This window comes from Wolbachia endosymbiont of Armadillidium arcangelii, assembly GCF_040207875.1.
In the GTDB taxonomy this organism is placed as follows: Bacteria; Pseudomonadota; Alphaproteobacteria; order Rickettsiales; family Anaplasmataceae; genus Wolbachia.
In genome coordinates this window covers 1,554,332-1,571,848 of the sequence record NZ_CP157942.1, presented here as the reverse complement: position 1 = coordinate 1,571,848, position 17,517 = coordinate 1,554,332, and the positions used below count along the sequence as shown (strand labels likewise).

Here is a 17,517-nt window from a genome sequence, read left to right as displayed (position 1 = left end):
GCTTTAGCAGTCTAATAGAGAGAAAGTTGCTTGTGGAGAAACGCAAGATCAATCTCTTTTCTTTGATTTATTTGCTATACTGATTGCATGGGCAATCTCGTCTTGTAAATCATCATGATTGTTTTTTTCATCATGACTTAGCTCTTCAATTCTACTTTCTAACTCTAACTTAATTATAGTATTGATTTTCTCTATATTATCGAGGAAGTTTTTACATTCTTCATCACTATATTCTTCACCAGATGCTTTTCTTTCTATAAATAGATTTTTGAACCCTATTAAATTAGAACTCTGATCGGCATTCAACACAATATTTCTCTCTATAAAACTAAGATCTGATAGTAATAAACTAACCTCAAGTAGATCTTCACTTTTAATATCTGCAAGACTACTAAGATTGTCTAAGACGTTAAACACCTTAAACTCCTCTTGCGCAATTTCTTGATCTTCCTTGTCAAATTCTGACGATAGCCCTTTATCATCTATAAGTCTCTCACTCAGAGCTTTATTGAGCTTTGAAAGATTAACATCATCTTGCTTAGTGTTATGCAATAACAAATCTACTCTTGCTCTGCGTGCATTCAAAACATCATCGTAATCGTTTAACTTGATGTTACCATCTTCGTCTTGCTGCAAACCATAATATTTTAGTCCTTTAAAGTTATGATTACTTGCCATTATCATCCTTGTTATTATCCTCAGGTCCTTTTGGTTCTATACCTAATTTTCGTGCTACTTCACTTGGTTGGTTAGGCTTATTTTCTTTTAATGATTTGTCTTTTTCTGGTTCCCTCTTGCGGCCAATAGTGTAATCATGAAGCCTTTTCAAGAATTCCCTTCTATGCGTTTTTGCTCTATAAAGCAAATTATGCTGATAACCATCCTTTTCTCCCGTAGCAGGGTTAATTCCTATAGAGTCAAGACCATGCTCCCAAGTAAACTTCATAGCATCTTCTACTGTATAGCCTAAATGTGATCCTACATATCCTTTATAATATTCTAAGTATTTACCAATTCTTCTATGTGCAATATCTTCTTTATCAACTCCAAATGCCCTGTAAATTTTTTCCTCAAGCTTGTCAACATCATTTTTAGGCGATGTTGCAAACTTCGTTGCTTCAATAGTAGCACCTACAAATTTACGTGGCACATCAATAGCGTATTTCAGCACTCCTCCAACTCCTGGTATTCTACCTAGCAAATTAGCTGTACCTCCAGCTAATCTGTCTGGTACATGAGTAGCCCAACTGCCTAAAGACTCTAACTTTCCACCAGCAAAGTTCTGCCACTTCTGCTTTAATCCCTCTGTGATACCAGCTAGAGGTGATGCTTGATACATACTAGATATGCTATAAACACTAAACCCACCACCAGCAATGCTTGAGCCCATCTGTTGTACGAACTCCTTCAAAGAAAACATCAAAAACGAAAGCAAGAACAGTACAAAGATCTCTCCTGCATTGATTAAATAACCTCTCTGTATGTCCCGCACCCTTTGGTAATCGCTATTTTCTTGATAGTTTTGATTTACATCATAAAAATCCTCTGATTGGCAGCTTGCACTTTGCATAATTACACCTTGTACTAAAGACTTTATTTCACTTTTTGAATTTGGTTGAATGATACCCTTTTTGTAGTTGCCTATTATTTTCTCATAATTTTTGCATTCTTCTTCATGTTGTTGAGACTGACAATAACGCCTCTTTATCTTACCATCTATCTTCTTGTCTATACTACCTATCAACAATAAGATATCAGCCTTTTCTGATGCATGTAATAAACTATTTGTTAGACGCACTAGATCTTTTTCACTTTCACTACAACCAGCGCTAACTACCATATCACTTTCCGCAATATAATGATCTGCTGGACTACCCTTAGTACCAGGAATTGGATTAAAGAAAGGATAATCTATATAACGAAAGCCTTTTTCAACATAATCTGGTGGCAGAGGAATATATCCAGCACCACCAGTGAACTTTACTGCACCACCTTCTCTGCTTAGCTTTTCTATTCCTTCTATATTCTTATCTACGTTCAATGGAGAAGCCTCCCCGATAGTATAAGGTACAAAAATTTGCCCTGGAGTCCAGCCAAAGTATTCTTTATCAATTATACAAAAACCACCAAATACCCATTTTGGAGCGCATAACTTTATTTCAAGCCATTTATTATAGCATACAGTAAAACCTAACTGTTTATAAAAGGTATTCATTATCATTGCAGCAAGTAATGACAGCAGGGTAAATATCATAATTGATTGCAAACAGAAACTAATACAGAATTTTATCCAACCCTCAAATAGACTTTTCAGCGGTGAAAATAAAATAGAGATCAGGAATAGCGGCATTATAGCTATAAGAAAAGCTATGCCCATAAAACCAGAAAGGAATATTATGTAGGCATAAATACAGAGTAGAAAATATAAGACAATCCCTATAAAAATTGCCGGTATCATAAGGAGACTCGCCCACATTTGATAATGTAAAAATGCTGTAAACTTTTTCCAAACAGAGTAAGCAAAAAATTTATTGAACATATCCTCCATGAAGCTGAACAATTTAGCTTCATCTCCTTGAGCAACGTTTGAATTACTTCCGGTGTTCATGTTGGGAGCAAAATTAGTAATTATGCTTATCAATTGTTCAAGACCTTTGACAAATAAAACAAGAAAATGATCATAGAAAAATTTAAAACTTCCGGGAGATATAAGCGCTACAACTAGAGTGATTTTCATCATTCTGATGAGCATATCTTGCTTAGCTTGTTGTATCATACCAAAAAGATAGAGAAGTGATGAAATCACTACAAACAGAACAAGCAAGGAAAGAACAAAATTATGAAAGCTTGTACCTTTCTTAACCATATTTTGGAACATAGTTTGTGCAGCTGCAGGATCATCAATTTTAAAATGTTCCTTGCAATTTTCGTTAATCAACAATACACATTTTAGATAGTTATAAACGTAATCAAAAAATCCAAAGGTACTTGGCTGCTGCACTCCTCCCAAAAACTCAAAAGAGTAGCCGCCTGCATTGTCTAGATAATATCTGTCTAATATCTTTACATATATTTTCCATCCCTTTTCTAATTTCACCGGGTCACAATTTCTGTCTTTTAATTTAGTGCTATCTCTATCTAAAGTAAAAAGTCCATTGTCGCCTTCTGCTGTAGAGTTATAACCTAGATGTACAGTAAGAGATTGAGGATTACGCATAGATTTCAGACTTTGATTAGGATCTGGTTCCATAGTTTGCTTACCATCCTGATCTGTAAAAGTTCTTCTGAATAGAAGGTAAGCACCATGACCGTTAGTAAACCAACATGAAGCACCACGTTTTTCTTCTCTATCATCTTCACTAATACATTTGCAATTTACAGTACAACTTGCATTAGAGTCACTTGAAATTTTCTGTGGCGCATTAGGCTTGTAATCATTACAAACTAAGTGAAAGTCAGGCAAACTATTATCGCCTTGCTTGCCTTCAAATTTGGTTACATATTTTAGCTGTTCCAAGCTTTGTAAACTATAACTACCTTTAGATTCTTTCTTGTTATTATTACTCCAAGATGTCCATGCACCATTTACTCTTACTACTAAACTATCTCCATTGGTTTCTAATCCAGTATCTTTCCACTTAACCACCTGATTATGGTGGAAACCATAATTAATTTCGCCAATATCAGAATCTATAACTTCCTGATCTTTAGGAATAAAAGCATCGTGATCTTTTGAAAAATGAGCACCAACTGCAACTGGTTCAGGACCAAAATAATCAGCAGATATACATCTTGGAAAAGGCATGTCATTCTTACTACAACCTGTGATCAGCACACAGATTACCAAAATTAGTAACCTAAACCAACATCTGCCTAAGCGTGATTGCATAGCTAAACTTTTCCCAAATACAGAATAAATCTCTAAAACCTTATACTTTAAACATCTTTTTAATTAGTTACTCTATAATATCATTCATATCTCATCCATCTTCATTTTCTTTCTCTCTTATTCTATTAGACTCCCCTTTCTGATCAGGCCGGCTTAGTGTTTCAGGTCTGCTTGATTTTTTATCAGAACTCCCTTTAGATTTCTCTTTCTTGTCTAGTTGTTTCAACTCTATCGCAGTTCGATCTTTACTCATTCCCTGTTTGATGTTCTGTATCATATTTTGAGTTTTATCATCAAGACCAACAGTTGACAGCATAGCTTGTGATGCGCTCCTAGCAACATGACCAACACTTTGAGCAACTCCATAACCAGAGCTGAACAGTGCCTGAGCTATAGTTTCTGATACAGAAACAAAAGCTTCCATTGCACTGGCAATAATAAGATATATAAATGCCTGGACTAGGTCTATAGGTAATGCTGCAAAGTGCCCACCAGCCTTTTCTCCAATACTAAGTGCAACATCAACACTAGTACTAGGACTATAACCAAGAGGTAATATTGACTTCATAAGGCACAGATCATACGATAAAAAATTTACGCTAATTAAACATTGATAGCATGCAGAAAAATTTGTGAGATTGTATAAAACTGAATACATCAATTGGTTTAAAAGAGACAAAGATGAAAATAAAATGACTGGTTGCAATGAAACATGAGCTAGCGTTTTTATCCAATTATCAAACAATCCCTTAGTTTGTTGAAATAGAATAAATATGATAAATAAAGGAGCTAATGACAATAAAAATGCTACTAAAACAGTAGATATCACATACTTGAACGTAGCACTAATAATGCATTTTAAGAACGTAAAGGTAGCTTTAAGTATCATCAAAAAAGCGATAAAACCAAAAGGACCAGAGAGCATTAACGATAAAAACTTCAACCATGTTTCTCCTGTAAATAATACTCCCGCTGTTAAATCTAAGAATGCAAATTTTTTACCTCCTTCACCTATATAGCCAGAAAAACTATCAACTAAATAAATGCTACCATCCACAAAGAGCCCAGACAAAATTGTACCAAAGAATTCCCAACTTCTATTGCTAAAAGCAAAAGCTATAAATGCTATCTTGAACACTCTTATAATAAAATCGAATTTACTTAACTGTATTGTTCCAAGCATATAGCCAACAACAGTAAATATAACGTATAGAATAAGTAAAGCTCTTACTCCTTGTAGAAGCCCCTTTCTATATCCTTCGTACGGAATTTTAATTCCATTTTCATCTCTTGCTGTTATGAAATCAAAAATCTTGTTTATAGTTGATGAAATAAAATCGTTTATTTTTCTTTTTAAAAATAAATTTACTGTATATTTGTTATCTTCATAATATTTGCCGTCTTTGTCCGTAATATCATCTCTCTCTACGTTACTTACATCAACACCAAAATATATTTTCTTAGACTCTTCGTTCCCCAAATGACTTCCATCTATTATGTAATAATTTACATCATCCTCTGTTATTTTATCCAAATTCTTTACTTTTTTGAAATCATTAGTCTTTATAGCAGATGGATCTCCTGGCGGATTATCACCCAAGTACATATACAGTTTTTTACCACTATCGAAGTTACATGATCTAGTCACTTCAACATGATATCCACCTCTATGAAGTTGGTAGTTGCCATTACTTGCTATAGCAAGCATCACATTACTACCAGGTTCTACCTCTTTATTTACTTTATAGTCATGATTTAATTTTAAGGAAAAATCCTTAAAATTATTACTTATTTTTGAGCATACCAGATCATCATTTGCTTCTTTCCTTTTTGGAAAACATTGAATAGCTTGAGCAGTATCCTGATCATCAAGATCGCCAATTTTTGCAACAAGAGCCTCAGCCCAAGAAATATCTCCTCTGCTCTCTTTGAAGTTTAATTTAGAGTTTGATATTAAATTAATGTCAATCTGCTTAGAATCTCCTTTATTTCCTTCAATCTTTTTTAGCTCATCCTCAATGCCTTTAAGGTGAGAATACATGTCACACTTATTGCCTTTATCATACTTTTTGTGTCTTACAGAAGAAACACAATTTCGTTTTCTTTCTGCACCTATCCCAAAACCCCATATACCCTTTTTATTGTAGCATATGTTCTGATAGTGACAATTAAGCTCATAAGAACTGTACTTATTTGCCTCATTATCACATCTTTCCCCACTACATAATTTATCCAGTCCTATTTTAGCTCGTCGTAAATCTAACAATGCGCCATTCATCCATGGACTTCCATTTTTAATATAATCCTTATTAAAGTGTACCTTATTATCGTATGGAGTGTAGCCGTTACCAACTAATACTTTTCTTTTCTTCATGCTTTCTTTACTAAGCTGTGGAAATTCTACTGCAGTCCTTTTACCACTTTCTCCACAAAAGAACGTTCCTCCATTGAGCATTTCTTTTATTGTAACTCTGTCTTTGTCATCTTCTTTTTCAGTTCTATAACAATTGTCATCAAAGCTGATACCTTTTCCTTCTGGATTATCATAGTCAATTGGTATCTCTCTGGGAACTAAGCTAAACCTTAATTTATCACCAGGGTTTACTTTGATTCCAGTATCCACATAACGTCTCTTACTATATGATTGACCGTTTCCGAACCCTGTGTCTCTACACACTTCTTGCTCGTTAAGACCAGAATTATTAATTAACTCGCTACTGTAATTTGGTATTGAATCATCGGTACAAAATACAGCAGGCACAAGTACTCCCTTTGGACTTTGACCTTCTTTAAGAGGACAGAAATTCGCTGATCCACCGAGAGTAAATTTGATTTTCTCATCCTGGCTAATTACTTGACCAGAGTCAATCCAATGAATTTTAACTCCTTCATCTGCTTTATAAACTGGAACATCTACGCTGACACTAGTATTTCTGCTCTGCAGACCAGGTTCAACACAATCCATCGTGCAGCCAGTAATTACAAGATATAGTATCAATAATAATGATCTTCTGCTCATCATTGATTTCCTGTGTTTGTTGGTATTTTAGGCACTGATCTTTGGGCTGGTTGTGGTATTTGAGGTCTTCGACTTGGTGTACCAGATTGCTGACCTGCTCTTCTTTGAGCGCTTTGCTCATCTAAACCTACTACTCCCATTAAGCTTTGCTGATATTGCCTTCCTGGTTCGCTTGCTACATAAACACCAAACAACGAATCAGATATTGTCGAAGATGCTGCAACTAAAGCTTTCATAGCATGTCCTAAAATAACAAAAGCCATCATAGCGGTGATATTAGGTACATACTTGGAAGCATAACCGTAAAAAATACAAGGATTAAAAATCCTTAAGTTAAGATTAAGTATACATGTAGGGCAGACCTCAAAATTAAAGACCGAATACACAATATAATCCATAACCTGGCTTATTAATGATATAAAAATTAAAAGCACTACCGGATGAATTGCAAATCTTGCTAAATTTCTGATCCAATTGTGAAACATCTGTCTGGTATATCCAAATAGAAGACAAATAATAAAAATAGGTGCCAAGGAAAGCAACAATGCAACTATTGCTATAGACGTGATAAAAGAAAATAAGGCATTAAAAATGGATAAGATTACTGTTATTAAACCCCAAATCACCAAGCAAAATGATACAATACCCAAAGGACCAGAGAATATAAGGGATACTATTAATAACACTGAGTGTGCTGATAAAAACCTATTGAGTGGTAAATCAAGAAATTCAAAAACATTTGACGTTGTACCTCTGAAATTTGCTATTTCTATTAACTGTTTTGGAGTGTTAACAAACATAGAAAATGCGTTGTTATAAAAAAAGTTCCAGCTGTTATCCTGCAATAGCTGGGTAATGATTCCTATCTTTACGCATATAATTAAAAACTCATATATAGAAATATGAGTTAACCCAAAAAAGTAGTAAAGTGTGTACAAAACTATATATAACACTAATAACGACACTATTGTAGATCTGATGGTCTTTGTTCTATTTGACGCTACAAAACTTTGATAAAGAGATTTTACAGGGCTAGTATCAGAGTGAATCGCATTAGTGTCTTTGTAGCTAGAGCCGAAAAATGCAGTTTTTACTTTTTCATCAAAAAAATTATATATCGCACTAAAAGTTTTCGTAGGTGACTCTTTAGTTGTGAGGTTAATGCTAAACTGACCTTCATTTTTGTAATCGCAACCATGGTCTCTTATTCCGTAATATATGTTGCCTGTTTTGTCTTTTAGCTTTTCTTTTAAGCTTTCCATGTACTCAGTATCATGAACTCTGTTAATATCAACAGGTATATCCCCCTGGGTTTCGTCAGGGCCATGTTCAGGGAATGTGTCAGAAACACGTATGTACAAGTCATCTTTCGGACTAGGTATTCTTGTTACTCTTATGTTGTAGCCGCCCTTGCCATTACTATCCCCCAACCAGAAAGTTAATTTTGGTACTGGGTGGTCTTTACTTACCTTGTGGTCATAATTAGTATATGTACCACCATTTTGCAAATATTCAAAACTTTTTTCACCCTCCATATTAACTCTTAAGTGTGGAACATAAGTTTTGACTTTTGCATTCTTTAAAACATCACCAATAATCTCAGCATCTGCGAATTTACCACCAGAACTATTTAAAGCGCTAGTAATAGAATTAAACAATTCGTGTTCTGTAGTATTATATTCAACATACACACAATCTTTTTTAGTGTTAGAATTATAAAACTTGCATATACATCCACACGCTAGATTGAGAATATATGTATCTACTTTGCTCACCTGGTTGTCTGAAAGCCCGCTACAGTCTATATTTTTTCCTTGTTGTTTTACAAAGTTGATAATCTCTTTAATTTTCTCTTCATCTTGACCTGACTCTGAAGAATCGGAACTCCAATACTCTTTTCCATTCAACCACTGTGGATCACCTATAATGTACTTATTAGGACATATTTCACCTTGACAATTCTCTTGATTTAAAACATGTGCAAAATACTCCTTCTCCCCTTCACCACAACTCTCGTCAATTTTTTTATAGGTAACCGTGCCATTATCATTTTTACACATTTTACTGCCAATAACACTAAAACTTATCGAATCACCTTCTTTAAGCGCAAATGGCAATGTAACAACAATAGGGTCTTTCCCAGGTTGAACTGCAAAATCTTTATACCGCTTAGGACAAAAATTAACCTTGCTGGGCACTATGCTAATCTCTGTTACTTTTACACCACCTGAGATATAGACACCAGAATCAACCCACTTCTGCTCTGTTGACACTACATCTAGTTTCTCACGCAAGCCTGATAAATCTTCTGGCTTAATACAGTGATGTTCCCCGCACCCAGATAATAAAAAGAGTACCACAAAACTTATGCATAGCTTACCCAAGTTTTGGTTGCTCAAACGCTCAAACATCTGTTACTCACCTGCGCTCACTCTCCACCTGATTTTATAGTTTCACTAGAGGAGGATCCCTTATTAGCATCTCCACCTCCTCCAACAGATCCTCTTGCCTTGTTTACAGCTGCAGCGGCAACTTGACCAACACCACCAGCAGCAGCTTTGGCAGCAGATAAAGCTTTATTCACCATTTGCGCAGGCGTATTGCCTGAACCTAGTGCTGCTCTATGGTTACCAGCAAGCTCAGCAGCCATACCGGGAAGAACGTTTAAAAAATGGTAAAATAAAAATAGCACTAAACATAACTTCAGTAACTCTCCAAGTACAGAGTTACTAAATTCAATATACGCAAAATCAACCAGACCAAGCAGCATGCTTTTCTCCCATTTGTATTCTTGTAGCATGCACGCTAAAGTATTTGGATTGTTAGTACATCCTCCTTTTTCCAACTTAAACCAATATGTTTTCTTGCCTAATATTTCAACTTGCTCTTCCTCAAAATTTAAACCTCTATAAAAGATTTTATCACATGCTATGAACATAAAAGATAAAAATGCAAAAAGGATAACAGGGTATAAACTGTAGGTAATTAATTCTTTTACCCAACCATCAAAATATCCCTTAGTATGTTGAAATAAAACCATAGGAATGAATAAAGGCGATAAAATGATAATTACACTAAGAGCAACTAAAGATAAGATAAATACATAACACATCCACAAAATAACCATCATCATTAAAATGGCCATGAATATACAGACAAGAGCTACTAAAATTTGCCCACCAGCAAAAATAATACCTATTATTGAACCTGCTACTAACAAGACAGGAGCAGCGCCAAGCAAGACTGCTAACGCTACAACACCCCCAGTACCAATTTTGCCACCAATTCCATCAAAAGGTGCTCCTAAATAAAATAAAATCCTGCAATCAAACCTATCCCAAGGTGCAAGATAACTGTAAGATACCTTCTTTCCTGTATGAAGAGCATATTCATAATCTGTACCTGCATTGTAATTACATATACCTTGACTCTCAGATGACGCTTTAAGCACTATTTCTGATAAACCATTTGAAAGTCTTGTCAATTCTCCGTAATAATGAGACATGGTGCTACCTGTTGTGAAATAAATCACCAAAGCGAATTTAATGATCAACGTGTACATTTCTTGTGGACTGCGAACACCACCTGACATGGCTTTTATAGAGAACAGTATTAAAGCCAAAACTAGAACAGCAGTTACGGTGTTTTTTAGCTTTTTTTGTGCCACAGATAAGAAACTGCCTTTTTTATTCCCATTCTTGTCTTTCAGTAGCTCACCACTTGAATCGATACCTGCCACTAAATTGTCTAACGATTCCTTAATGCATTGCACTATCATAGAAGTTATGGGAATAGGAGATAATGATTTACTTCCTGCTTGATTATAGCAAGCTTCAGAGATATACGAGCTAAAACAGCCTTTATTGTCGTAACCTATAAAAATTTTTCCTTCTTTTTCCTTATTTCTTATAATAGTTTTATGATCTTTATTGGGATCAATTTCTATCGGCTTGTCAGGAATACTACTAGTCTTATCTTTGAAAATCATCATAGATTTTTCACACATAGGAGCAAGTGGATCAGGTGGCAATTCCGTGCACCCTATATCAATTCCTTGCGGCCAAGGAGTTCCAGCTGCTCTAACTTCAGCCAATTCCACGCATAACCTGCCCATTTTTCTTACTGCCCTGAATGTTGACCCATGTATGTCTTCGCTCTGTCCAGCTTTAAGCACTTTACACTCTAGATCGCCATCAACCTTCGGAGACCATGACCCACTTTCATATCCAGTGTCTTTCTCCCTGACATCAAATTTTATTTCTCCAAAAAGATTACCAAAAGTTAAAGGATTGCGATGACACACTTCTATGTATTCACTATATTGCACGCCATTTTTTGGCCAGTAATAGTTTTCCTTGTTGACATCAACAACATTCCAATTAGTAGAGTCTAAAATCTCTTTTTCTGTTTGTTTTCCATCTTTTCCTGACCTTTTCTGTAATTCAGAAAAATATTCGTCTTCTGTTTGATAATTTTTATCTGTGTCATTACTATAATCTGTGTCTTTTAGTTTGAAATTTTTATACTTTCCATCATGATCACGTGCAACTGGATGCCTAACAAAACTATGCTGACAAACAATAAGTCCCCCTACCGCCTTCCAGACTCCAACAACTGCAGCTATCATTCCAACAATAACAAGAGCGGTAAACAAACCAGCAGAAGAGACGATTAAAACAATGCCAGTAAATATTGCGCCAACAGCAATCGCTATTCCAGCAAGTGCTGCAACTGTTTTAAACGCTCCACAATCAGGATTAGAGGCACGACTAAAACTGCCAGTGGAATGAAATCTACTAACAAATTCTGTCTTGTCAGTACCACTTACTCCATCTGCAAATACTGGATATGAAAGTAGAAAATCTATATTTAATAAAAATATCGCAATTAATAGCAATGAAAGTTTAGTTTTAAACATTTTTCACCCTTTGATAAAACACAGGCAACCATACTTTTGGATTATCTCCGACCTCTTTTAGTATATCATGTAACAGTAGAACACTTTCTGCACGTCCAGATAATACGTTGATCACATCATCCAAATCTTTTAGATCTATTCTAGCTACTACAGCATTAACCCCCTGCTTTACCAAAAAGAATCTAGTACTTGGATCTGTGTGTTTGATCAGTATGTATTCACGTTCAGTTAACATAAAAACATCTCGGTAGACACTAGTAGCTTTCAGATTTGGCAAAAAAATTTGTGTTGCTGTCTGCTGTACAAGCGTATCACTAATAGCACTTTTACTCGCATCTTCAACACTCTGAGTAGCAAAAATCACAAAAGCATTTAACTTTCTCAGCACTTTCAACCAGTCCTTTATCTTAGGTGCAAAAACTGGATTATCTATTAACGCCCATGCTTCATCAAGAACAATAATAGATCGAGTGCCATCAAGAGATATACTAATCCTATGAAATAAATAAATCAAGACTGGTCCAAGAGCAACAGGATCCTTGAGCAAGCTAGCCATTTCAAAGCCAAACACCCTTGCTTTTGAAAAATCTAGCAAATCTTCTTTATTGTCAAATATTGCAGCGTGAGAGCCATTGTCATGCCACATAGATATTGCTCCAGCTAAAGTATCAGGGCCTTTATCTCCCAAAAAAGGTACGAAACTTCTCAAGACTCTTTTTTCTTTTTCTAATTTAAAATTTCCCTCGATTGCATCATTAATTATAGCAATGTCTCCTGAAGAGAATTTATCGTTGTACACCGAGATTAAGGATTTTATCCATTCCATTAAAAATGTTCTATTATCAGGAGTATCGTCAAGTTGTAGAGGATTAAAATTTGTTTTAGTTCTTGGTTCTATTATAGTGTAGATGCCGCCAAGTGCTCTCAAAAAAATCTCTGCACCACGATCTTTATCAAAAAAGAATATTCTTGGAGAAAATTTTATCGTTTGAGCACATAAGAAATTCATTAAAACAGTCTTACCAGCACCAGTTGGCCCAATTATCATAGTATGTCCAACATCTCTTATATGAAAGCTGAAGAAAAATGGTGTGCCAGATGTTGTGTCAAAAACTGTAACAGCATCTCCCCAGTGGTTATTGAATTTTTTACCAGTAGGATAATTATGCTGAGATGCAAAGCCAGCCAAATTAAGACTACTTATCGTACCTTTTCTTACTATATAATCAAAATTACCAGGAATTTGCGCCCAAAATGCTGGTTCAAGGTTAACTCTCTCACGAACAGGATAAATACCACAATTAGAAAGCTCTGATTCTACCAACGACAAAGCATTATCTAATGATTTAGGGCTTTTCTCTATACATAGGATAGTTAAGTGATGTTCACCAAACGCAATCTTACCACTCATTGCATCATCAAGCGCATGAGAAATTTCTGCTATTTGAGAAATAGCTTTATCTGCAGATTGTATCATCCGATTTTGCTGTATCTGCATTTTTGCAATTGCCATTTGCCTATTTGTAAATTGAAAAGATTGTGTGATGATAAATTCATAAGGAAGTTGCAAAAAAGAATCGAGCATCCCTGCAGAGGTATTATTTCCATATTCCTTGATACTAACTATTCCAGCGTATTTACTCTCATTATGAGTCACAACCTGTATCATCTTACGACCAAAAAATAACCTATGTACTGGTAAGTATCTTGATATTTCAGTTTTTAGTGGAAAGAGCGTGTTTGTAACAAATCCACAATTTACAATTCTAGATAGAAACTCCATTATTTCACAAAATAGGCCGTTTGGAGTTTCTTTCACTTCAAGAATTTTAGGCGAATAATTCCTAAGGCTTGTCACTATACGATTGGTCGTTTCCTCTAGATCTTCATAGGTAGCACACATATCACTTTCCCAAGCATGTTTTGAAGTTACATGCCCGAATTTCTTTAATAAATGTGATAAAAACTCTACTCCTTTTGTGTCTGCTCTACGAATAATCGTAATGTATAGGTCATTAATAAAAGATCGCCTCGTTGCGTGTTTTTCTCTCCATTTTAGATTTACATGATTAGCAAAAAAATTTGGCAAATTCTGACTTGCAAATTCGTCAGAAAAGATATTTTTCTTACGCCTAATGGTATGAAAGTACAAACTAAATGCTGGAGATGAAATGCTTCTTAGCATCTGATTTCTGATGTTGTTCTGTATTACCAAATCTTCATCATCGGCTGTTTCAAACGCAAAGCCACTTAATTTGATAAACTTAACCAACCAATTCTGCTTTGTTATTAGGGTCGTACTATTCCAATAGCAAGAATAAGGTATAAATTCAGCAGCGTGAACCTCCCTGCTTAGAGTAGATTTATTCTTCGATTGAATAGCTCTAAATCTCAGCATCACACTACTTCAAGTAATATCATAAGTATTAGCTCCATGATAAAAACGATTTAAACATTTGGAGCATTTTCCCAATTTTACCATAAATAACTCAATAAACAACGGTTCCTTTGCAGAAGCTATATAGCCAAGTCCATGTATCCCTGGTAACATCAGGAGAATTACTCTAAGATCATTTGTATTAATGAAAATTAGCATGCAAATTAGAACGTTTAATATTGCAAACATATAACTCACACCAAAAAGCATTGCAGGTCTTGTAAGACCTTTAAATAATTGATCCGTTTGTATACTACCTGTAGACATATCTTTAACCTTCTAATAATAGCTTTAACACTAATACTACATCATTAATTAAAAATCCATTGAAATGAATAGCACTTTAGGTAAGATAATTAATTTAAATTCAATGACTACAAGCTGGCCATTTCAAGAAGCAGAAAAAATACTACAAGAATTTCCTAATAAAAAAGAGATAATATTTGAGACTGGATATGGGCCTTCAGGTTTGCCGCATATTGGTACTTTTGGGGAAGTTTTTCGTACTACAGTTGTTGCAAATGCCCTAAAAAAAATAGCTCCTGGTATAAAAACCAAAATCATTGCAGTTTCCGACGATATGGATGGTTTGCGAAAAATACCAGATAATGTACCAAATCAGGAGATGCTAAGGGAATATTTAAATAAGCCATTGACTATGATACCAGACCCATTTGGTACTCATGAAAGTTACGGTCATCATATGAATTCATTGCTGTGTAAATTCCTTGATTTATTTGATTTTGAATATGAATTTAGAAGTGCTACAGAGTGTTATAGATCTGGTGTTTACGATGAAAAGCTCTTACTCTTGCTGAAAAATTACGACAGAGTAATGGAGATAATGCTTCCGTCATTCCGAGAAGAAAGACAGCAAACCTATAGTCCATTCTTACCGATATGCCCAAAAACTTCTCAAGTTCTACAAGTTCCAGTAATTGAAAGAAATACAGATAAAGGAACAATCACATACGAAGATGCAAATGGAGAAAAAATAGAAATTCCAGTGACAAAGGGAAGATGCAAATTGCAATGGAAACCAGATTGGGGAATGAGATGGGCCGCATTTGGAGTCAATTACGAAGCTCATGGAAAGGATTTGACTCCATCTGCTGTGCTTTCAAGTCAAATATGTAAAATACTTGGAGAAAATCCACCGCTTTTGTTTTGCTATGAGTTATTTCTTGATAAAGAAGGAAAGAAGATATCAAAATCAAAAGGAAATGGTATTTCGATCGAGGAATGGCTAACTTATGCGCCCACAGAGGGTTTAGCGTTATACATCTTTCAGAGTCCTAAAAAAGCTAAACGTTTACATTTTAGTGTGATACCAAAATCAACTGATGAATATTTGGAGTTTGTTAAGCGTTACAATAAGAGTGAAGAAAAGGATGTAAACAGTTCTGTATGGCACATTCACCAGGGTAACGTTCCTAATATCGAAACTTCGGGTATAAACTTCTCATTGCTTTTAAACCTAGCAGCAGCCTGTAATGCTGAAAATAAAGAGATTCTTTGGGGTTTTATATCGACTTATGCATCGGACGTTACACCGAAAAATAACAAAATGCTCGATAGGCTTTCAGACTTTGCAGTTAGGTATTATCACGACTTTATCAAACCAACAAAAGCGTATAAGACTCCAAATGAAAAAGAGAAAGAAGCGTTACTAGATTTAAAGAATACCCTGCATTCTCTATCTATAATCGCTACTGCCGAAGAGATTCAATCTCAGATTTTTTCCATCGGAAAAAAACACAATTACAATAACTTACGTGATTGGTTTCAGTTTTTGTATGAAACACTACTTGGACAAAAAACCGGTCCAAGAATGGGATCTTTTATAAAGCTTTATGGAATAGATAATACAATCTCTCTTATAGAAAGTGCTACTGAACGTACACTTTAGAGTTTACCTTCTTTCATTTGAGCCCTCTAGTTTTACTACTTGACAAACTTTCCCACTTTCCTTATTATATCAACAAGAGTATTTATCCTTGTTTTCGATCCGCGCGGTCTCAATGACAAAATTCAGTAAAAAACTCAGATATTTATTGGCAAATTACATAAAATTATAGCGGCTGCATGTCTTTTTTATTTTTTCTACATTCAGCCAAAACGCGCTTTAAATAAGCGTTAGCACATTATTACAACGCCAATTTAAATTATTATAGGGTCAAAACTCGCTATACGGGGGTTCTTTTGTCTTTTTTTATTTAGTAAATTTCTTAATATTTATAGCTAAAGTAATTTTAGAGAGCCAGCGCGTGACCAGTTCTTATTACCTGGTCAGTCTTCTGGATCCCAGTACTGGAATAACAAAAAAGAGGGCGCTGGGATGACACCATTTGCTGTCTTCAAAATGAATGTTCATACAGCTAGCATCTAGAATGTTTAAACCTTAATTCTGTTTTGGTGTTAAATAAGGTATTCTAGTATCTAGATACCTCGCTAAATAAAAACTTGGAGAAAAGGAAGAAGAGACTTCTTCCTTCTACTTAACTACGCTGTTATAACTAACTCTGAAGAAACTCCTGGTTGTGCATGAACTTCATTTAGCTCATTACCAGGTTTTAGCATTGCTTGTGCAATAGCGTCCTTTAGCTCATTACAAGGCTTAGACACTTCATACATAATACCCACGCAACAAGTCCAGTAAGTACAGCAGCAGCCACAGCTATACCAGCCATAGCACCTACTGATAATGACACACCAATAAAATATGCAGAAGTAACTACTATAGCAGCTACAATAGATGTAATAATAAATATACCAACACCCAAGACTACTGCTTTTATAATTGCTTCTTCAGTAACCATTTCTGCTAGATTCTTGCCTTCACAATCATCTAAGAAAGGATCAGCACCTTCTTTTAATAGAGCTCTTACTACCTTGTTATGGTTTTCTTTAGCAGCAATATACAAAGAAGTTCGTCCATGTTCATTTGGAAGATCAATACAATTAGGCCTCTTATCTAATAGAGCTTTTACTATCTCCGTTTTGCCTTTCTCAGCAGCAAGATATAAAGGAGTTCTTTCCTTTTCATCTCGCAAACTAACATCTATGTTTTGTACTGCTAATAGAGCGTTTACTATCTTTTCCTTACCTATTTTAATAGCAAAATTCAAAGGAGTTTGTTCAAATACATCTTGTAAATTAACATTTATTCCTTTTACTGCTAATAGAGCGTTTACTACATTTTTTTGATTATTTAGAAATGCTACATACAATAGTGTTAATCCTTTATCACCAGT

General features: G+C 35.0%; 10 protein-coding genes. 1 reads left to right on the top strand and 9 read right to left on the bottom strand.

The features are described 5' to 3' along the window. Positions 1-48 precede the first annotated feature (48 nt). The 7 genes from ABLO99_RS07940 to ABLO99_RS07910 all read right to left on the bottom strand — a co-directional run bounded on the left by ABLO99_RS07940 (position 49) and on the right by ABLO99_RS07910 (position 14,530). Complete coding sequence (locus tag ABLO99_RS07940) at positions 49-678, bottom strand: hypothetical protein (protein WP_047759864.1); 630 nt, start codon at positions 676-678, stop codon at positions 49-51. Further along, a complete protein-coding gene (locus ABLO99_RS07935; protein WP_349967571.1) occupies positions 668-3,889 on the bottom strand; it encodes a type IV secretion system protein in 3,222 nt (1,073 codons plus the stop codon). The genes ABLO99_RS07940 and ABLO99_RS07935 overlap by 11 nt, the downstream gene beginning before the upstream one ends. Positions 3,890-3,980: 91 nt before the next feature. After that, entirely contained in the window at positions 3,981-6,911 is a 2,931-nt protein-coding gene (locus ABLO99_RS07930; RefSeq protein WP_349967569.1) for a type IV secretion system protein, read from the bottom strand. Beyond that, complete coding sequence (locus ABLO99_RS07925) at positions 6,908-9,319, bottom strand: type IV secretion system protein (protein WP_349967567.1); 2,412 nt, start codon at positions 9,317-9,319, stop codon at positions 6,908-6,910. Before ABLO99_RS07925 ends, ABLO99_RS07930 begins: the two co-directional genes overlap by 4 nt. A gap of 17 nt (positions 9,320-9,336) precedes the next feature. Next, positions 9,337-11,826, bottom strand: coding sequence for a type IV secretion system protein (locus ABLO99_RS07920; RefSeq protein WP_349967565.1), 2,490 nt, complete (start codon positions 11,824-11,826; stop codon positions 9,337-9,339). Next, complete coding sequence (locus ABLO99_RS07915; RefSeq protein WP_349968524.1) at positions 11,819-14,224, bottom strand: VirB4 family type IV secretion/conjugal transfer ATPase; 2,406 nt, start codon at positions 14,222-14,224, stop codon at positions 11,819-11,821. Before ABLO99_RS07915 ends, ABLO99_RS07920 begins: the two co-directional genes overlap by 8 nt. Positions 14,225-14,233: 9 nt before the next feature. Next, positions 14,234-14,530 (bottom strand): type IV secretion system protein VirB3, encoded by a 297-nt coding sequence (locus tag ABLO99_RS07910; protein WP_047759806.1) that lies wholly within the window; start codon positions 14,528-14,530, stop codon positions 14,234-14,236. Positions 14,531-14,594: 64 nt separating this feature from the next. On the opposite strand from ABLO99_RS07910, the gene ABLO99_RS07905 reads away from it, so the two are divergent. Beyond that, on the top strand, positions 14,595-16,172 hold the full coding sequence (locus ABLO99_RS07905) for a lysine--tRNA ligase (protein WP_349967563.1): 1,578 nt from the start codon (positions 14,595-14,597) through the stop codon (positions 16,170-16,172). A gap of 593 nt (positions 16,173-16,765) precedes the next feature. On the opposite strand, the gene ABLO99_RS07900 is transcribed toward ABLO99_RS07905, so the two are convergent. Together ABLO99_RS07900 and ABLO99_RS07895 are read right to left on the bottom strand one after the other, a co-directional pair. Beyond that, positions 16,766-16,897 (bottom strand): hypothetical protein, encoded by a 132-nt coding sequence (locus ABLO99_RS07900; protein WP_349967560.1) that lies wholly within the window; start codon positions 16,895-16,897, stop codon positions 16,766-16,768. After that, the gene (locus tag ABLO99_RS07895; RefSeq protein ID WP_349967558.1) at positions 16,864-17,493 is read right to left on the bottom strand and encodes an ankyrin repeat domain-containing protein; all 630 of its coding nucleotides are present in this window, start codon (positions 17,491-17,493) and stop codon (positions 16,864-16,866) included. Before ABLO99_RS07895 ends, ABLO99_RS07900 begins: the two co-directional genes overlap by 34 nt. Positions 17,494-17,517: the final 24 nt, after the last annotated feature.